General features: G+C 70.0%; 16 protein-coding genes and 2 tRNA genes. 4 read left to right on the plus strand and 14 right to left on the minus strand.

What is annotated here, in order from left to right; genetic code table 11:
- Positions 1-93: 93 nt before the first annotated feature.
- Together ACWD4B_RS13960 and ACWD4B_RS13965 are read right to left on the minus strand one after the other, a co-directional pair.
- A complete protein-coding gene (locus tag ACWD4B_RS13960; protein ID WP_451420953.1) occupies positions 94-885 on the minus strand; it encodes a class E sortase in 792 nt (263 codons plus the stop codon).
- A gap of 19 nt (positions 886-904) precedes the next feature.
- Positions 905-1,675, minus strand: coding sequence for a DUF881 domain-containing protein (locus tag ACWD4B_RS13965; RefSeq protein ID WP_451420954.1), 771 nt, complete (start codon positions 1,673-1,675; stop codon positions 905-907).
- 145 nt (positions 1,676-1,820) lie between these two features.
- On the opposite strand from ACWD4B_RS13965, the gene crgA reads away from it, so the two are divergent.
- Positions 1,821-2,075: a cell division protein CrgA gene (gene crgA, locus ACWD4B_RS13970; protein ID WP_336410278.1), complete on the plus strand. Its 255-nt coding sequence runs from the start codon at positions 1,821-1,823 to the stop codon at positions 2,073-2,075.
- Between the two features lie 292 nt (positions 2,076-2,367).
- Here the strand turns inward: crgA and ACWD4B_RS13975 are convergent, their stop codons facing one another.
- Complete coding sequence (locus ACWD4B_RS13975; protein ID WP_451420955.1) at positions 2,368-3,231, minus strand: rhomboid family intramembrane serine protease; 864 nt, start codon at positions 3,229-3,231, stop codon at positions 2,368-2,370.
- A 79-nt stretch (positions 3,232-3,310) separates the two neighbouring features.
- Positions 3,311-3,838, minus strand: coding sequence for a peptidylprolyl isomerase (locus ACWD4B_RS13980; protein WP_451420956.1), 528 nt, complete (start codon positions 3,836-3,838; stop codon positions 3,311-3,313).
- Positions 3,839-4,065: 227 nt separating this feature from the next.
- On the opposite strand from ACWD4B_RS13980, the gene ACWD4B_RS13985 reads away from it, so the two are divergent.
- Positions 4,066-4,785 (plus strand): DUF5324 family protein, encoded by a 720-nt coding sequence (locus tag ACWD4B_RS13985; RefSeq protein ID WP_451420989.1) that lies wholly within the window; start codon positions 4,066-4,068, stop codon positions 4,783-4,785.
- Positions 4,786-4,852: 67 nt separating this feature from the next.
- Here the strand turns inward: ACWD4B_RS13985 and ACWD4B_RS13990 are convergent.
- Positions 4,853-4,925: transfer RNA gene (locus tag ACWD4B_RS13990), tRNA-Ala, on the minus strand.
- A gap of 118 nt (positions 4,926-5,043) precedes the next feature.
- Here ACWD4B_RS13990 and ACWD4B_RS13995 point away from each other — a divergent pair.
- Both ACWD4B_RS13995 and ACWD4B_RS14000 read left to right on the plus strand, forming a co-directional pair.
- Positions 5,044-5,589, plus strand: a complete 546-nt coding sequence (locus ACWD4B_RS13995) for a helix-turn-helix domain-containing protein (RefSeq protein WP_171078587.1) — start codon at positions 5,044-5,046, stop codon at positions 5,587-5,589.
- Positions 5,590-5,603: 14 nt separating this feature from the next.
- Complete coding sequence (locus ACWD4B_RS14000; protein ID WP_451420957.1) at positions 5,604-6,743, plus strand: serine/threonine-protein kinase; 1,140 nt, start codon at positions 5,604-5,606, stop codon at positions 6,741-6,743.
- 111 nt (positions 6,744-6,854) lie between these two features.
- Here ACWD4B_RS14000 and ACWD4B_RS14005 read toward each other — a convergent pair whose 3' ends face one another.
- The 9 genes from ACWD4B_RS14005 to dnaN all read right to left on the minus strand — a co-directional run bounded on the left by ACWD4B_RS14005 (position 6,855) and on the right by dnaN (position 17,006).
- Complete coding sequence (locus ACWD4B_RS14005) at positions 6,855-6,989, minus strand: DLW-39 family protein (RefSeq protein ID WP_003958712.1); 135 nt, start codon at positions 6,987-6,989, stop codon at positions 6,855-6,857.
- 170 nt (positions 6,990-7,159) lie between these two features.
- Positions 7,160-7,233: transfer RNA gene (locus ACWD4B_RS14010), tRNA-Ile, on the minus strand.
- 75 nt (positions 7,234-7,308) lie between these two features.
- Positions 7,309-8,121 (minus strand): DUF3566 domain-containing protein, encoded by an 813-nt coding sequence (locus tag ACWD4B_RS14015; RefSeq protein WP_451420958.1) that lies wholly within the window; start codon positions 8,119-8,121, stop codon positions 7,309-7,311.
- A gap of 3 nt (positions 8,122-8,124) precedes the next feature.
- The gene (gyrA, locus tag ACWD4B_RS14020) at positions 8,125-10,755 is read right to left on the minus strand and encodes a DNA gyrase subunit A (protein WP_451420959.1); all 2,631 of its coding nucleotides are present in this window, start codon (positions 10,753-10,755) and stop codon (positions 8,125-8,127) included.
- A gap of 44 nt (positions 10,756-10,799) precedes the next feature.
- Positions 10,800-12,845 (minus strand): DNA topoisomerase (ATP-hydrolyzing) subunit B, encoded by a 2,046-nt coding sequence (gyrB, locus tag ACWD4B_RS14025; RefSeq protein WP_451420960.1) that lies wholly within the window; start codon positions 12,843-12,845, stop codon positions 10,800-10,802.
- Positions 12,846-13,164: 319 nt separating this feature from the next.
- Positions 13,165-13,707 (minus strand): DciA family protein, encoded by a 543-nt coding sequence (locus tag ACWD4B_RS14030; protein ID WP_336410294.1) that lies wholly within the window; start codon positions 13,705-13,707, stop codon positions 13,165-13,167.
- A complete protein-coding gene (gene recF, locus ACWD4B_RS14035; protein ID WP_451420961.1) occupies positions 13,704-14,828 on the minus strand; it encodes a DNA replication/repair protein RecF in 1,125 nt (374 codons plus the stop codon). The genes ACWD4B_RS14030 and recF overlap by 4 nt, the downstream gene beginning before the upstream one ends.
- A 44-nt stretch (positions 14,829-14,872) precedes the next feature.
- The gene (gnd, locus tag ACWD4B_RS14040; protein WP_451420962.1) at positions 14,873-15,751 is read right to left on the minus strand and encodes a phosphogluconate dehydrogenase (NAD(+)-dependent, decarboxylating); all 879 of its coding nucleotides are present in this window, start codon (positions 15,749-15,751) and stop codon (positions 14,873-14,875) included.
- Positions 15,752-15,875: 124 nt separating this feature from the next.
- Positions 15,876-17,006 carry a DNA polymerase III subunit beta gene (gene dnaN, locus ACWD4B_RS14045; protein WP_451420990.1) on the minus strand — a complete coding sequence of 377 codons (1,131 nt, stop codon included), beginning with the start codon at positions 17,004-17,006 and terminating at the stop codon, positions 15,876-15,878.
- Between the last annotated feature and the right edge of the window lie 175 nt (positions 17,007-17,181).

Below are 17,181 nucleotides of genomic sequence, written 5' to 3' on the forward strand. Positions count from 1 at the left end.
TCCCTACTTGCCGATGACGGAGATGACGGGGTCGTTCGACTGCCTTACTGCATTGCAGCACCAGCCTAAGGGGCGGCACCCCGGCCGCGGGGGTCAGCCGGGCAAAGCCTTCGGCTTGCCCTCCTCCACCGGCCGGGTCTCCTCCAAGTGCCCCCACACGATCAGCCGGTGGCTGTGCCCCCACTCCGGTTCGCAGGTCGTGAGCGTCAGATAGCGGCCGGGCCCGCGGTAGCCGGAGTGAGCGGGGACGGGGTCGACGACGCCGGTGTCGTCGGGGAGCGTCGTGTACGGCCGGGTGTCGAGGCGGTAGGTGTACCAGTCGGCCCCGTCGGTGAGCACCACCGCGTCGCCGGGCCGCAGCTCGGGGAAGTCCTTGAACGGGTCGCCGTACGTGCGGCGGTGCCCGGCGACCGCGAAGTTGCCGGTGGCGCCCGGCGCGGCGGTGCGGTCGTAATGGCCGAGGCCCTTCTTCAGCAGCTCGGTCCCGGTGCCCTCGAGGACGGGCTTGGCCCAGCCGGAACCGAAGCGGGGGATGTACATCACGGCGAAGGGGGCGCCGTCCCGTTGCGCCTGCGGCGCGGACTGCCGCTCCTGCGCCCCCGGTTGCCCCGCTGCACCCCGGCGCGGCTGGGCGGACGGCCCGTCGTCCTGCGGTGTCTCCGCCGTCCCTGCCGTACCCGCCGTCCCTGCCGGGGGCGAGGGGGCTGCGGGCCGGGCGGCGGACCCCGCGGACCACTGCTCCTGCAGCCGGCCGATCTCGCCGTTCATGGCGTGGTCCGCCCGGACACCGGTCCAGTACAGGACGTAGACGACGAAGAGGACGATCAACGTGCCGATGGTCAGGCACAGTTCGCTGAGCGTACGGACGACGAGTCGCAACCTCACCGGCCGGCCCCCTCCCGGGTCACCCCACGGGCTTGGCGTAGTGGAGATCCACTGTGCCCGAGTACCCCGGAAGAGTCACGGCATCGCGCTGCTCGACCTTCCAGCCGAGGCCGTAGGCGACGACGTACTGGAGGTAGTTCTGGATCGCAGGAGAGCCGTCCAGGGCCTTCTTGAGCGCTCCCCGGTCACCGACAGCGGTGATCTTGTACGGCGGGGAGTAGACGCGGCCCTGGAGGATGAGCGTGTTGCCGACGCAGCGGACGGCACTCGTGGAGATCAGCCGCTGGTCCATGACCTCGATGCCCTTGGCCCCGCCCTGCCACAGGGCGTTGACGACGGCCTGGAGGTCCTGCTGGTGGATGACGAGGTCGTTGGGCTGGGGCGCCGGGACGCCGGGGATCTTCGCGGTGGCGTTCGGCGGGGCGTCGGTGAGCGTGACGGTCAGGGCCTGGCCGGACAGCGGCCGGGTGCCCGCCGCCTGCTCCAGGGCGGTGAGCTTCTTGTCCTGCTCGGCGCTGTTGCCGTTGTCGCGCCGCGCGAGGGCGTCCACTTCGGCGCGGGCGGCGGCAGCGCTCTCCTCCAGCGCGCCGTTGTTCCGGCTGCGCTCCTGGATGAGGTCGGACAGCCGCAGCATCGAGGAATCGGTGCGCAGATTGGTGCCCTTGGCCGTGTTGAAACTCGTCCAGAAGATCAGTCCGGCGAGGGCGAAGACGGCGGCGGTCAGCAGGCGCACCGGGCGGAAACGGAACCGCCGGGCAGGCGCACCGGTGGAGTCGGCAGAATTGCTCAACGTACCCTTATCCTCTCCGACGCCGCGGAAGCACTACGCTAACGGACGCCCGGGGGCGGCAGTCGCTTCCCCGGCACGCCGTCCCGGACGGACCCAGCCCGAAGCCCCAGCGCGGTCACGCAGCGCATCGACAGGAGAGTTCCTCGTGCCGAAGTCACGGATCCGCAAGAAAGACGACTTCACGCCGCCGCCCGTGAAGCAGCAGGCCATCAAGCTGAACGCAGGGCGCCGCTGGGTGGCACCGCTGATGCTGGCGATGTTCCTCATCGGCCTGGCCTGGATCGTCGTCTTCTATGTGACGGGCGGCGACATGCCCGTGCAGGCGCTGCACAACTGGAACATCGTGGTCGGCTTCGGTTTCATCGCCGCGGGGTTCGTCGTCTCCACCCAGTGGAAGTAGCGCTCTCCGTCAAGCTTTCCCCCAAGCCTTCCCGTGAGTTATCCACACCCTCGTCCACAGTGGGGAAAACTCAGAAGATCTGTGGATAACTTCCCTGATGTTGACGCCGGTGTGACCGGGTACGAGCTCTGTGTATCCATGGGCACACCGGCGTCTTCCAGCGGAAACGCAGCTCAGAAGGGCCGGGAAGACGGGGAACGGATGTTCCCCACAGGGTGCGCAAGATCCGGCACCCGTTGTGGACAACCTGTGCAGCCACCGGTGTGGGTGACGGCCCCCCGACGGCCCCCGGCTAGGTCAGCTGGAGCGTCCGCACCGCCACCACCACGGCGATGGCCGCCAACGCCCCGGCGCAGGTGAGCTGCTGGACGAGCACCCGCTTCCCGCGGGGCGCGTGCACCATCCCGTACGCCACCGCCGTGCCCACCACGAGGCCGCCGACATGGGCCTGCCAGGCGATGTTGGCCCAGGTGAACGTGAAGATCAGGTTGAGCACGAGCAGCGCGATCACCGGGCGCATGTCGTACTTGAGCCGGCGCAGCAGCACCGCCGTGGCGCCCAGCAGGCCGAAGATGGCACCGGACGCGCCGAGCGACGGCTGGCGCGGGTCGGCGAGGAGATAGGTCAGCGCGCTGCCGCCGAGCCCGGACAGCAGGTAGAGCGCCGTGTAGCGCAGCCGGCCCAGCGCCGCCTCCAGCGGCGGGCCGAGCCACCAGAGCGAGAGCATGTTGAAGGCGATGTGCATCGGCGTCTGGTGCAGGAACATCGCCGTCAGCAGCCGGTACCACTCGCCCTCGGCGACGCCCTCCAGCGGGCCGTAGCCCGTGGTCGTCGCCCGGCCGAACAACTCCAGGGCGTCGACCAGCCGGTCGCCCGTGGCCATGACCGCGATCCACACGGCCACGTTGATCCCCAGCAGGACCTTGGTCACCAGGCGCGGGTCCGAGCCGTGCACGGTGGCCCCCGCTATGGTGCGCGCCGCGGACGCCCGCGGGGCGTGGCCCGTGCCGGACCCGCTGCTCACGCACTCCGGGCACTGGAAGCCGACCGAGGCACTGACCATGCACTCCGGGCAGATCGGCCGCTCGCACCGGGTGCAGCGGATGCCCGTCTCCCGGTCCGGGTGCCGGTAGCAGCAGACGGCCTGATCGTTCATGGTCTCCCCTTGGCGCCCCTTGGCGGACAACACGGCCCCGCCCGTCATACGGACGGGCGGGGCTCCGGGTTCCCGTGGGTCAGCGGGTCTCGATCACCACGGACTCGATGCGAACGTCGTTCACCGGGCGGTCGGTGCGCGGGTTCGTCTGGGTGGCCGCAATGGCGTCCACGACCTTCTGCGACGCCTCGTTGGAGACCTCGCCGAAGATGGTGTGCTTGCCGGTCAGCCACGTGGTCGGGGACACGGTGATGAAGAACTGCGAACCATTGGTACCCGGACCGGCGTTGGCCATGGCCAGCAGGTACGGCTTGGTGAAGGCGAGGTCCGGGTGGCACTCGTCGCCGAACTTGTAACCGGGACCGCCGGTGCCGTTGCCCAGCGGGTCGCCGCCCTGGATCATGAAGCCCTCGATGACACGGTGGAAGATCGTGCCGTCGTACAGCTTGTCCGTGGTCTTGGCGCCCGTCTCCGGGTTGACCCACTCGCGCTCGCCCTTCGCGAGCTCGACGAAGTTCTTGACCGTCTTCGGGGCGTGGTTCGAGAAAAGCTTGATCTCGATGTCGCCCTGGTTGGTCTTCAGGGTGGCGTAGAGCTGCTCAGCCACGATCTACCTTCCATAGTGTTCACTGACGGCTACCGATCCTCGCACGGACGGGTCCACGGCAGTAGCCACCAAAGCCCCGCGCGCGGCGGCAAACCATGGCATTGTCGATCGAAGCTCCCCCACTTGACCCGGATGCCCGCTCGCACATGCCGGACCGCCCGCAGCCAGGCATGATTTTCCACTGGGTGGAAAGGCGACAGACCAACGCCACCGAGGAGGAGGTACTCGTGACCCGCAAGGACAGCGTGCGCGCCGCGACCAGCACCGCCAAGGACAGCGTGCGCCACGCCGCGGAAGTGGTGGCGCCCTATGCAGGCACGGCGCGGGACGCGGCCGCGCACTACGCGCACGAGACCCGGACGCGGCTCGCGCCCAAGGTCACCGAGGCCGCGCACCAGGCACGTGCGCAGTACGACACGCACCTCCATCCCCGCATCGAGCACGCCCGCGGCGCCCTGCCCCCGAAGGTGGACGCCGCCGCCGTGCGCGCCGCGGAACAGACCCGGAAGGCCGCCCGGCAGGCCGCCGACTACGCGGGCCCCAAGGTCGCGCAGGCCCGCGCCGCCGCCGAGCCCGTCCGGGAGGAGGCGGTCTCCCGCAGCACCGCCGCCCTCGCCGCACTGCGCGGACAGGTGACGGCCGAGGAGATCGACAAGCTCGTGAAGCGGAAGAGCCGCCGCTGCCGCACCGGCCGGGCGGTCAAGCGCCTCGCCCTGCTGGGCCTGCTCGCGGGCGGCGCCGTCGCCGCCTGGAAGTGGTGGGACAAGCAGGCCAACCCGGACTGGCTCGTCGAGCCCCCGGAGCCCACCGAGGTCGCCGACCGCGCCCCGCTCTCCTCCGTCGACGGCAGCGGCCCGGACCGCTCCGCCCTCGACCCGGAGGTCCAGGCCAAGCAGGACCGCGCCGACACGGAGGCCTCGCCCGACGGCGACAACGACCGGCCCTGACGCCGGTCCTGAACCCAAGAAGAAACCCCTCCGACCGCATTCATGCTGGTCGGAGGGGTTTTCGATGTGGAGCCTAGGGGAGTCGAACCCCTGACATCTGCCATGCAAAGACAGCGCTCTACCAACTGAGCTAAGGCCCCGTCCGGGAACAGACTACCTGGTGCCCGGGGTGTTTCCCGACCGGGTATCGCCCGGACCCACCACTCTCCGTAGGATGCACCGCAAGATTCGCGGCAGCGAAGCGAAGGGGAGAGCGAGATGGACGCAGCACAGCAGGAAGCCACCGCCCGCGCACGAGAGCTGCAGCGGAGCTGGTACGGGGAGCCTCTGGGGGCACTGTTCCGCCGTCTCATCGACGACCTCGGCCTCAACCAGGCGCGTCTCGCCTCCGTCCTGGGCCTGTCGGCGCCCATGCTCTCGCAGTTGATGAGCGGTCAGCGAGCAAAGATCGGCAATCCCGCGGTGGTGCAGCGGGTGCAGGCGCTACAGGAGCTCTCCAGCCAGGTCGCCGACGGCAGCGTGAGCGCCGCCGAGGCCGCCGAGCGGATGGAGGAGGTCAAGCGGAGCTCGGGGGGGTCGGTGCTCAACTCCACGCAGACGACGGCCAGCAGCGGTGCGCCGACCGTGCGCCGCGTGGTCCGCGAGATCCAGTCGCTGCTGCGCTCGGTGGCGGGCGCGGGGGACATCATCGCCGCCGCCGACACCCTCGCCCCCGCCCACCCCGAACTGGCCGAATTCCTGCGGGTGTACGGCGCCGGGCGGACCGCCGAGGCGGTCGCCCACTACGAGGCGCACCAGAGCTGACCGCGCCGCGACCGATGGGTGAGGTCTTCGCCGGGCGCTACGAGCTGGTGGACCCGATCGGGCGCGGCGGGGCGGGGGAGGTCTGGCGCGCCTGGGACCGGCGCCGGCGGCGCTACGTGGCCGCCAAGGTGCTGCAGCAGAGCGACGCCCACACGCTGCTGAGGTTCGTCCGCGAGCAGGCGCTGCGCATCGACCACCCCCACGTCCTGGCCCCGATGAGCTGGGCCGCGGACGACGACAAGGTGCTGTTCACCATGGACGTGGTGGGCGGGGGCTCGCTGGCCCATCTCATCGGCGACTACGGCCCCTTGCCGCCGCGGTTCGTGTGCGTCCTGCTCGACCAGTTGCTGTCCGGGCTGGCCGCGGTGCACGCGGAGGACGTGGTGCACCGGGACATCAAGCCCGCCAATCTCCTCCTGGAGGCCACCGGAACGGGCCGACCGCATTTGCGGCTCTCCGATTTCGGCATCGCCATGCGCAAGGGCGAGCCGCGGCTGACGGACACCAACTTGGTGATGGGGACGCCCGGTTACTTCGCGCCCGAGCAAATGCTGGGCGAGGAACCGGACTTCCCCGCCGATCTCTTCGCCGTGGGACTGGTGGCGCTCTATCTGCTCACGGGCCGCAAACCCGACGCCGAGGCGCTCGTGGAGCGATTCGAGAAACACGGCGTGCCGAACGCACCGGAAGAGGTCCCCGCGCCGCTGTGGGACGTGGTGGCGCATCTGCTGCAGCCCGATCCTGCCATCCGCTTCCGTACGGCCATGGGGGCGCGCAAGGCCCTGGCAGCCGCCGTCGAGATGCTGGGGGAGCCGCCCGATGAACAGGACGCACAGGGCGCACACGGCGCGCAGGGCGCGCTGGGCGCCGGGGAGCGGATCGAGGTCTTCGACCAGCTCGGCCCGCTGCCGCCGGGATTCGGCCCGGAAGGTCCCGAGCCGCGGACGGAACCGGAGGCGGAAGCGGAACCTCCGGCGGAACCGGCCGACTTCGTCCTCGCACCGCCCCGGCCCGCCTACCCGCCCACCCGGCCCTACGAGGTGCCGGAAGCCCTTCCGGGGCGCCCGGGACCGCCTGCGAAGGTGGCCGTGCCGGTGCTGGTCGTGGCGCTGCTGTGCCTGGCCGTCGGCGTGTGGGCGCTCTGGGCGAGCTGACCGCCGGCCATCCGACCCCCCTTCACGATCGCAATCATTTTATTTGCGCAAGCAAAAAGCAGGGCCCCGGCCGATGAACGGCCGGGGCCCTGCTTCAGTACGTGTTGCGGCTCACACACCCGAACCTGCGGGCACGGAGTCGGTCGCCTCCGTCCACAGATCCTGCTCGGCGCGATCCGCCTGGATCTGCCGGTACACGAGGAGCCCGCCGATGGCGGCCAGTGCGACCAGGAGCAGCTTCTTCACCGCGCGACCTCGTCTTTCCTTGACGTGAAGGGGACCTCTGGTCGCCGATGATACACACCGGCCGATACCGATCGGTGACCTGATCCGGTCGTCCGTCACCTCGCCCCGGCGCCAACTCCCCAAAAGCGATCGGCCCGGACGGAGAATTCCGTCCGGGCCGATCGTGCCGGTGGGGCTAACAGGACTTGAACCTGTGGCCTCTTCCTTATCAGGGAAGCGCTCTAACCGTCTGAGCTATAGCCCCTCGCTGGCTGCACCGAAAGATTAGCGCACTTGGGGCCCGGTACCAAAATCGTGCCTGGCCGGGCCCCTGAAGCCGCTATTCGTCCTCTGCCAGGGTCAGCTCGACACCGCCCGTGAAACCGGCGGAGAGGTTGTAGACGAAGGCTCCCAGCGTCGCCAGGGCGGTCGCCAGCACCACGTCGATGACCGCGATGACGGACGTGAAGAGCAGCACGTGCGGCAGCGACAGGAACGACTCCAGGTCGAATCCGCCGCCCTCGCCCGACGTGGCATCGGTGATGGTCCCGCCGACCGCGGAGAACACCCCCATGGCGTCCAGGACCGTCCACAGCACGGCGGCGGCCACGATGGTGCAGACGCCCAGGGCGAGCGACAGCAGGAAGCTGACCTTCATCACCGACCACGGGTCGGCCTTGGCCACCCGCAGCCGCGCCTTGCGCGTACGCGGGGCCGTACGGGGCGCAGGAACCGCCGCGGTGGCCGGCTCCTGCCCGCTCTTCTTCGGGGCGGCCTGGGCCGCCTTGGCGGCCTTGGCCGTCTTCGGGGCCCGGTCGGCCCCCTTGCCGCCGCGGGCCCCCTTGTCCGCGGCAGCGGACTCCGGACCGGACTCCGATGCGGAATCCGGTCCGGAACGGTCCGCCGGAGGCTCGTACGCCTTCGGCGGGTGGTAGGGCTTGGGACCTCGGGTCTCCGTCACGGTTCTCCCCCTGCCTGCGGACCTGGTGCCGCTGCTCCCGTCCGGCCCGGAGCGCTCGCCGGGGATTACTGCCCCGGACTCGCCGTCGGAATCCGAGCCACGGGCGCCTGCGGTATCGGTGACGGTGCGGGTGGACCCGCTCCGTTCGGCGCCGGCACCGCCGGTCGCGGTGGTGCCCGTGGCTCGACTCACGGCTTACTCCTCGGTGTCCTCGGCCGGGGGCTCCACGCCCTCGGCAGCCGCAGCCGCGTCGCCCTCGTCCGTGCCGGTCAACTCCTCGACACCGTCCGCCTCGCGACCGGCCTCGGCGTTACGGGCGATGCCGACGACGGCATCGCGCTTGCCCAGGTTGATCAGTTGGACGCCCATGGTGTCACGGCCCGTCTCACGGACTTCGTCGACCCGGGTCCGGATCACGCCGCCCCCGAGGGTGATCGCCAGGATCTCGTCGCGCTCCTCGACCACCAGGGCGCCGACCAGCGATCCGCGGTCCTCCACGATCTTGGCGGCCTTGATGCCCAGGCCGCCGCGGCCCTGGACGCGGTACTCGTCGACGTTCGTCCGCTTCGCGTAACCGCCGTCGGTCGCCGTGAAGACGAAGGTGCCCGGACGCACGACGTTCATCGAGAGCAGCTCGTCACCCTCGCGGAAGCTCATGCCCTTGACACCCGAAGTGGCACGGCCCATCGGCCGGAGCGCTTCGTCCGTTGCGGTGAACCGGATGGACTGGGCCTTCTTGCTGATCAGCAGCAGGTCGTCCGTGGCCGACACCAGCTCGGCGCCGATGAGTTCGTCCTCGCCGCCGCTCTCCGTCTCACGGAGGTTGATGGCGATGACGCCGCCGGAGCGCGGCGAGTCGTAGTCCTTCAGCGCGGTCTTCTTCACCAGGCCGGACTTGGTGGCCAGCACCAGGTACGGCGCGGCCTCGTAGTCGCGGACGGCGAGGATCTGGGCGATCTTCTCGTCCGGCTGGAAGGCCAGCAGGTTGGCCACGTGCTGGCCGCGGGCGTCACGGCCGGCGTCCGGGAGCTCGTAGGCCTTGGCCCGGTAGACCCGGCCCTTGTTGGTGAAGAACAGCAGCCAGTGGTGCGTGGTGGAGACGAAGAAGTGGTCGACGATGTCGTCTTCCCGCAGCTTCGTGCCGCGCACGCCCTTGCCGCCGCGCTTCTGCGAGCGGTAGTCCTCGGTCTTGGTGCGCTTCACATAGCCGCCACGGGTGATCGTGACGACGATGTCCTCCTCGGCGATCAGGTCCTCGATGGACATGTCGCCCTCGAAGGGCACCAGCGCGGAACGCCGGTCCTCGCCGAACTTCTCGACGATCGCGGTGAGTTCCTCGCTGATGATCGTGCGCTGCCGCTCGGGCGAGGCGAGGATCGCGTTGTACTCGTTGATCTTCGCCTGGAGCTCGTCGTGCTCCGCGGTGATCTTCCGGTGCTCCAGGGCGGCCAGCCGGCGGAGCTGCATCTCCAGGATCGCGTTGGCCTGGATCTCGTCGATCTGCAGCAGGCCCATCAGGCCCTCGCGGGCGACGTCGACGGTGTCGCTGCGCCGGATGAGGGCGATGACCTCGTCGATCGCGTCGAGCGCCTTGAGTAGGCCGCGCAGGATGTGGGCGCGCTCCTCGGCCTTGCGCAGCCGGAAGCGGGTGCGCCGGACGATGACCTCGACCTGGTGCGTGACCCAGTTGCGGATGAAGGCGTCCAACGACAGGGTGCGCGGCACGCCGTCGACCAGCGCCAGCATGTTCGCGCCGAAGTTGGTCTGCAGATCGGTGTGCTTGTACAGGTTGTTGAGGACGACCTTGGCGACCGCGTCCCGCTTGAGGACGATCACCAGGCGCTGGCCGGTGCGCGAGGAGGTCTCGTCGCGGACGTCGGCGATGCCGCCGATCCGGCCGTCCTTCACCAGGTCGGCGATCTTCTGCGCGAGGTTGTCCGGGTTGACCTGGTAGGGGAGTTCGGTGACCACCAGGCACTGGCGGTTCTGGATCTCCTCGACCTGGACCACCGCACGCATGGTGATCGAGCCGCGGCCGGTGCGGTAGGCCTCCTCGATGCCCTTGCGGCCCACCACGAGGGCGCCGGTCGGGAAGTCGGGGCCCTTGATGCGCTCGACGAGCGCGTCGAGCAGCTCCTCGGGGGTGGCCTCCGGGTTGGCCAGGTACCACTGGGCGCCCTCGGCCACCTCGCGCAGGTTGTGCGGCGGGATGTTGGTGGCCATGCCGACGGCGATGCCGGCGGAACCGTTCACCAACAGGTTGGGGATGCGCGACGGCAGGACCGTCGGCTCCTGGTTGCGGCCGTCGTAGTTGTCCTGGAAGTCGACGGTCTCCTCGTCGATGTCCCGGACCATCTCCATCGACAGCGGCGCCATCTTGCACTCGGTGTACCGCATGGCGGCGGCCGGGTCGTTGCCCGGGGAACCGAAGTTGCCGTTGGAGTCGACCAGCGGCATCCGCATCGCCCAGGGCTGGGCCAGGCGGACGAGCGCGTCGTAGATGGAGGCGTCGCCGTGCGGGTGGTACGTACCCATGACGTCACCGACGACGCGGGCGCACTTGTAGAAGCCCTTCTCGGGCCGGTAACCGCCGTCGTACATCGCGTAGAGCACGCGGCGGTGCACCGGCTTGAGGCCGTCCCGCACGTCGGGGAGCGCACGCGAGACGATGACGCTCATCGCGTAGTCGAGGTACGAGCGCTGCATCTCGGTCTCGAGCCCGACGGGCTCGACGCGCATGCCCACGCTCTCGATGGTGGCGGGCTTGCCCTCGGGCGTGGTGCCGTCGGGCGTGAGAGGGGCCTCAGGGGTGGTCTCGTCGGCCATTGCTGTTCAAAGTCCTTTCGAGCGGCTGCTGTTGTCCGGCCGACTCAGATGTCGAGGAAGCGGACGTCCTTGGCGTTGCGCTGGATGAACGAGCGCCGTGCCTCGACGTCCTCGCCCATGAGCACCGAGAACAGGTCGTCCGCCTGGGCGGCGTCGTCCAGCGTGACCTGACCGAGGACGCGGTGGTCGACGTCCATGGTGGTGACGCGCAGCTCCTCGGCGTTCATCTCGCCGAGACCCTTGAAGCGCTGGACCGAGTCGTCCTTGATCCGCTTGCCGTTCTCCCGGCCGAGCTGGATCAGGGCGTCGCGCTCGCGGTCGGAGTAGGCGTACTCGAAGTCGTCCTTGCCCCACTTGATCTTGTAGAGCGGCGGACGGGAGAGGTAGACGTGACCGGCCTCGACCAGCGGCCGCATGAAGCGGAACAGGAAGGTCAGCAGCAGGGTGTTGATGTGCTGGCCGTCGACGTCGGCGTCCGCCATCAGAATGATCTTGTGATAGCGGAGCTTCGAGATGTCGAAGTCCTCGTGCACGCCGGTGCCGAACGCGGAGATCAGCGCCTGGATCTCGGTGTTCTGCAGGATCTTGTCGATCCGTGCCTTCTCGACGTTGAGGATCTTGCCCCGGATCGGGAGGATCGCCTGGTACTCGGGGTTGCGGCCGGACTTGGCCGAGCCGCCGGCGGAGTCACCCTCGACGATGAAGATCTCGCACTTGGTGGGGTCGTTCGACTGGCAGTCGGAGAGCTTGCCCGGCAGCGACGCCGTCTCCAGCAGGCCCTTGCGGCGGGTCAGGTCGCGCGCCTTGCGGGCCGCCACCCGGGCGGTGGCCGCCTGGATGGACTTGCGGATGATGTCCGCGGCCTCGTTGGGGTTGCGGTCCAGCCAGTCGGTGAGCTGCTCGTGGACGACCTTCTGCACGAAGGTCTTGGCCTCCGTGTTGCCCAGCTTGGTCTTGGTCTGGCCCTCGAACTGCGGCTCGCCGAGCTTGACGGAGATGATCGCCGTCAGACCCTCGCGGATGTCGTCGCCCGTGAGGTTGTCGTCCTTCTCGCGGAGCAGCTTCTTGTCCCGGGCGTAACGGTTGATCAGACCCGTCAGCGCCGCGCGGAAGCCCTCCTCGTGAGTGCCGCCCTCATGGGTGTGGATGGTGTTGGCGAAGCTGTAGACACCCTCGCTGTACTGGGTGTTCCACTGCATCGCGACCTCGAGGGAGAGCAACCGCTCCTTGTCCTCGGCCTCGAACGAGATCACCGTGGGGTGGACCAGCTCGCCCTTGCGGGAGTTGAGGTACGTGACGAAGTCGGAGATGCCGCCCTCGTAGTGGTACCGGACGGTGAGGGCCTTGCCCTCCTCGTCCACGTGGTCCGGACGCTCGTCCGTCAGCGAGATGGTCAGGCCCTTGTTGAGGAAGGCCATCTCCTGGAAGCGCCGCGAGAGCGTCTCGAAGGAGTACTCGGTGGTCTCGAAGATGTCGCCGTCGGCCCAGAAGGTGACCGAGGTGCCGGTCTCCTCCGTCGCCTCGTTCTTCTGGAGGGGGGCCGTGGGGACACCGAGCTTGTAGTCCTGGGTCCACCGGAAGCCGTCGGTCCTCACCTCGACCGCGACGCGCGTCGACAGTGCGTTGACGACCGAGACGCCGACGCCGTGCAGACCGCCGGAGACCGCGTAGCCGCCGCCGCCGAACTTGCCGCCCGCGTGCAGCACGGTCAGGACGACCTCGACGGCGGGCTTGCCCTCGGAGGGGACGATGCCCACCGGGATGCCACGGCCGTTGTCGACGACACGCACACCGCCGTCCGGCAGGATCGTCACATCGATGGTGTCCGCGTGCCCGGCCAGGGCCTCGTCGACGGAGTTGTCGACGACCTCGTACACGAGGTGATGCAGACCACGCTCACCGGTGGAGCCGATGTACATGCCGGGCCGCTTGCGGACCGCGTCCAGACCCTCCAGAACGGTGATCGCGCTGGCGTCGTACGACGACTCACCGCCGGGCGCGCCGGATGAGGCGGCCGCGGAAGAAGAGGGGGTGATGTTCTCGTTGGGGTTGCCGGAATCGGCCACGAAGCGCCCTTTCTGGCACAGCACAGGCCTTCCCCCGCCTGTGGTGGGGGGACCCCGCCCGGGGCAGGCAGGAGCGGCTGCGTCGTTCTGCGTTGGTCGACGAGTCCCGCAAGCCGGCGGGATTGCTACCAGTCTACCGGTAGCGCCGACATGAATGGGGGTTTGGCGGTGCCTGAGTCCTCATGTGCCGCCCTGAACCGGCATCAGCCGACTCCCTATACGGCGACCGGGGCTCCAAGACGCTCACAGCGGCACTCAGCGCTTCCGGATGTCAACCACCCGCTACGGTGCGCGCAGTCGTGTGCCGCACCATGCGCACCACGGGTCAACCCGCCGCGCCGGATCACCCGTAGGTGTCGCCGGGGCCGCGGCTGCCGGGGGCCCGCAGCGAGCCGTACCGGCGTGCGGGGCCGCCCGGGCCCAGCACCTTGATCATTTTCACGGTGCCCTGGCCGAGGTCCGCATTGAGCCGGGCCACCAGCTGCGGGGCCAGCAGCCGCAGCTGCGTCGCCCACGCCGTCGAGTCGCACTGCACCGTCAGCACGCGCTCGTCCTCGTCGTACTTCTGCGGCTCGCAGTGCAGGGCCACTTCCGGACCCACGATCTGCGGCCAGCGGCCCATCACCCCGCCCACCGCCGCGGGCGTCTCCCAGCCGCGCTCGGTGATCAGGCGGTTGATGGCGGCGCCCAGCGGCAGCGGGTCGCGGCCGTCGGCGCGTGCCCCGGAGCGCAGACCGCCGCGGCGCGCCTGCTTCTTCTGCTGCGCGGCGTTGCCGCGCGCCCGCGCCTGCTCCTTCGCGGCGCGCAGCGCGACCCGCGCCAGGTCCACACCGGACGGCTCCGGCGGCTTGGGGGCGGCAGGCCCGGGGAGGGGCTTCTCGCTCATACGCGCTCGACCACACCTTCCGCGACCGCGTACCGGGCACCCGCCAGCAGGTTCGGCACGTCGTCGTCCACAGCGGCCGTCACCAGCACCTGCTCGCCCGGTGCGACCAGTTCGGCCAGCCGCTCCCGCCGCCGGGCGTCCAGCTCCGCGAAGACGTCGTCCAGCACCAGCACCGGCTCGTTGCCCTCGGAGCGCAGCAGTTCGTACGAGGCCAGGCGCAGGGCCAGCGCGTACGACCAGGACTCGCCGTGGCTCGCATAGCCCTTGGCGGGCAGCCGGCCGAGCCTGAGCAGCAGTTCGTCGCGGTGCGGGCCGACCAGCGTCACGCCGCGCTCGATCTCCTGCTTGCGGGCCTCGGCGAGCGCGGCCAGCAGCGCCTCGTACAGCTCCTCGCGCGTCTGCGCGTCCTCGATGCCGGCCGGGCCGCGGTAGTCGAAGGCGACCGGGCCGCCGCCCGGGGCCAGCTGCTCGTACGCCTTGTCGGCCAGCGGACGCAGCGTGGTGATCAGGTCGAGCCGCTGCGCCAGCAGCTCGGCGCCCGCACGGGCCAGGTGCTGGTCCCAGATGTCGAGCGTGGAGAGGTCCATCTGTCTACCGCCGTGACGGCGGGCCATCGCGGCCGACTTCAGCAGGGTGTTGCGCTGCTTGAGCACGCGCTCGTAGTCGGAGCGCACGCCCGCCATGCGCGGGGCACGGGCCGTGATCAGCTCGTCGAGGAAGCGGCGGCGCTCGCCCGGGTCGCCCTTGACCAGCGCCAGGTCCTCGGGCGCGAACAGGACCGTCCGCACGATGCCGAGCACGTCGCGCGGCTTGACCTGGGAAGAGCGGTTGATGCGGGCCCGGTTGGCCCTGCCGGGGTTGAGCTCCAGCTCGATCAGCTGCTGCCGCTCGCCCTGGACGACCGAGGCGCGGACGACCGCGCGGTCCGCACCCATCCGCACCAGGGGCGCGTCGGAGGAGACCCGGTGGCTGCCGAGGGTCGCCAGGTAGCCGACGGCCTCGACGAGATTGGTCTTGCCCTGGCCGTTGGGGCCCACGAAGGCCGTGACGCCAGGGTCGAGCGGGACCTCCGCCCGGGCGTACGAGCGGAAGTCGGCCAGCGACAGATGCGAAACGTGCATGAGTGGCGAGCCGACCTCCCCCGGCTGTTGCTGCTTGCTTCTTGTTACTTCTTGGTCTCGACCGCGTGGCCGCCGAACTGGTTGCGCAGCGCGGCGATCATCTTCATCTGCGGCGAGTCCTCCTGGCGCGAGGCGAACCGCGCGAAGAGGGAGGCCGTGATCGCCGGAAGCGGCACGGCGTTGTCGATGGCGGCCTCGACCGTCCAGCGGCCCTCGCCGGAGTCGGCGGCGAAGCCGCGCAGGCCGTCCAGGTGCTCGTCCTCGTCGAGGGCGTTGACCGCCAGGTCGAGCAGCCAGGAGCGGATGACGGTGCCCTCCTGCCAGGAGCGGAAGACCTCGCGCACGTCGGTGACGGAGTCGACCTTCTCCAGCAGCTCCCAGCCCTCGGCGTAGGCCTGCATCATCGCGTACTCGATGCCGTTGTGGACCATCTTGGCGAAGTGGCCCGCGCCGACCTTGCCCGCGTGGACCGAGCCGAAGTCGCCCTCGGGCTTGAGCGCGTCGAAGACCGGCTGGACCTTCGCCACGTTGCCGGCGTCGCCGCCGTACATCAGGGCGTAACCGTTCTCCAGGCCCCAGACACCGCCCGAGACGCCGCAGTCGACGAAGCCGATGCCCTTGGCCGCGAGCTCCTCGGCGTGCTTCTCGTCGTCCGTCCAGCGGGAGTTCCCGCCGTCGACGACGACATCGCCGGGGGAGAGCAGCTCGGCGAGCTCGTCGATGGTGGACTGGGTGGCGGCGCCGGCCGGGACCATGACCCACACGACGCGCGGACCCTGCAGGGAATCCACAAGCTCCTTGAGGCTGTGGACGTCCGCCAGGTCCGGGTTGCGGTCGTATCCGATGACGGTGTGGCCTGCGCGGCGGATGCGCTCGCGCATGTTGCCGCCCATCTTGCCGAGACCGACGAGACCGAGCTCCATGGGTGATCCTCTTGCCTTGATTGCGATGCGTACCTGCTCTACGAGCCTACGCCCGGGGTCAGGTGCACACCTGTGGGGTGCGGGCGCTCAATGGTGAACGGCCCGCACCCCTCGGTCGTCGGCCTCAGCCGGACAGGCGAACCGGCATGATCAGGTACTTGTACGCCTCGTCCGCCTCCGCGTCGAGCGCCGGCTTGCCGCTGAGCAGCGCGGGCTTGGTGGAGGTCGTGAAGGACAGCTGGGCCACCGGGGAGTCGATGGCCGAGAGGCCCTCGAGCAGGAAGGCCGGGTTGAAGGCGATCGAGATGTCGTCGCCGTCGAGCTGGGCGTCGACCCTTTCCACAGCCTGTGCGTCGTCGCTGGAGCCGGCCTCCAGGATCAGCACGCCCTGCTCGAAGCTCAGGCGCACCGGGGTGTTCCGCTCGGCGACGAGCGCCACACGCTTGACGGCCTCGACGAACGGGGCGGTCTCGATCACGGCGACGGAGTTGAACTCGGTCGGGAACAGCGTGCGGTACTTCGGCAGGTCGCCCTCGAGCAGGCGCGTGGTCGTACGGCGCCCGGCGCCCTCGAAGCCGATGAGGCCCTCGCCCGCTCCGGAGCCGGACAGCGCCAGCGCCACCGTGTCGCCGCTGCTGAGGGACTTGGCGGTGTCCAGCAGGGTCTTGGCGGGCACCAGGGCGACCGCGGAGATGTCCGGGGTCTCGGGCTTCCACATGAACTCGCGGACCGCGAAGCGGTAGCGGTCGGTGGAGGCCAGGGTGACGGTGTCGCCCTCGATCTCGATCCGGACACCGGTGAGCACGGGGAGCGTGTCGTCACGGCCGGCGGCGATGGCGACCTGGGAGACGGCCGAGGCGAAGACCTCCGCCGGGACGGCGCCCGTGGCGGTCGGCATCTGCGGCAGCGCCGGGTATTCCTCCACAGGCAGGGTGTGGAGTGTGAATCGCGAGGAGCCGCAGACGACGGTGACGCGCACGCCGTCCGTGGAGATCTCCACAGGCCTGTTGGGAAGTGCCCGGCAGATGTCGGCGAGGAGCCGGCCGGAGACGAGGACGGTGCCGTCCTCCTCCACATCCGCCTCGACCGAGACGCGGGCCGAGACCTCGTAGTCGAAGCCGGAGAGGCTCAGGGAGCCCTCCTCCGCCTTCAGCAGCAGGCCCGCGAGGACCGGCACCGGCGGACGGGCCGGGAGGCTGCGGGCCGCCCAGGCCACTGCCTCCGCGAGTACATCGCGCTCCACCCGGATCTTCACCGGTACCGCCTCCTGCTGTTGCTGGCTCGCCCTGCTGGCTTCGTCGTCGGCTGAGTGCCGGGGACCAGTCTGACGCACGTTGCTGACAGTCGGTGCGGCTGGCGGTCAAGTCGAGGTCGGAGGCGTGGCGCGGCCCGAGGCGAAGTTGTGCACAGGACCCACTTCGAAGCGAGTT

Source organism: Streptomyces sp. NPDC002536, from assembly GCF_053594995.1.

What these genes read in the sequence shown, in the direction of transcription:
- ACWD4B_RS13975 (WP_451420955.1), bottom strand. Translation starts at nt 3,231, where the DNA reads ATGAACGATCAGGCCGTCTGCTGCTACCGGCACCCGGACCGGGAGACG.
- ACWD4B_RS13995 (WP_171078587.1), top strand. Translation starts at nt 5,044, where the DNA reads ATGGACGCAGCACAGCAGGAAGCCACCGCCCGCGCACGAGAGCTGCAG.
- ACWD4B_RS14000 (WP_451420957.1), top strand. Translation starts at nt 5,604, where the DNA reads ATGGGTGAGGTCTTCGCCGGGCGCTACGAGCTGGTGGACCCGATCGGG.
- gyrA (WP_451420959.1), bottom strand. Translation starts at nt 10,755, where the DNA reads ATGGCCGACGAGACCACCCCTGAGGCCCCTCTCACGCCCGACGGCACC.
- ACWD4B_RS14030 (WP_336410294.1), bottom strand. Translation starts at nt 13,707, where the DNA reads ATGAGCGAGAAGCCCCTCCCCGGGCCTGCCGCCCCCAAGCCGCCGGAG.
- recF (WP_451420961.1), bottom strand. Translation starts at nt 14,828, where the DNA reads ATGCACGTTTCGCATCTGTCGCTGGCCGACTTCCGCTCGTACGCCCGG.
- gnd (WP_451420962.1), bottom strand. Translation starts at nt 15,751, where the DNA reads ATGGAGCTCGGTCTCGTCGGTCTCGGCAAGATGGGCGGCAACATGCGC.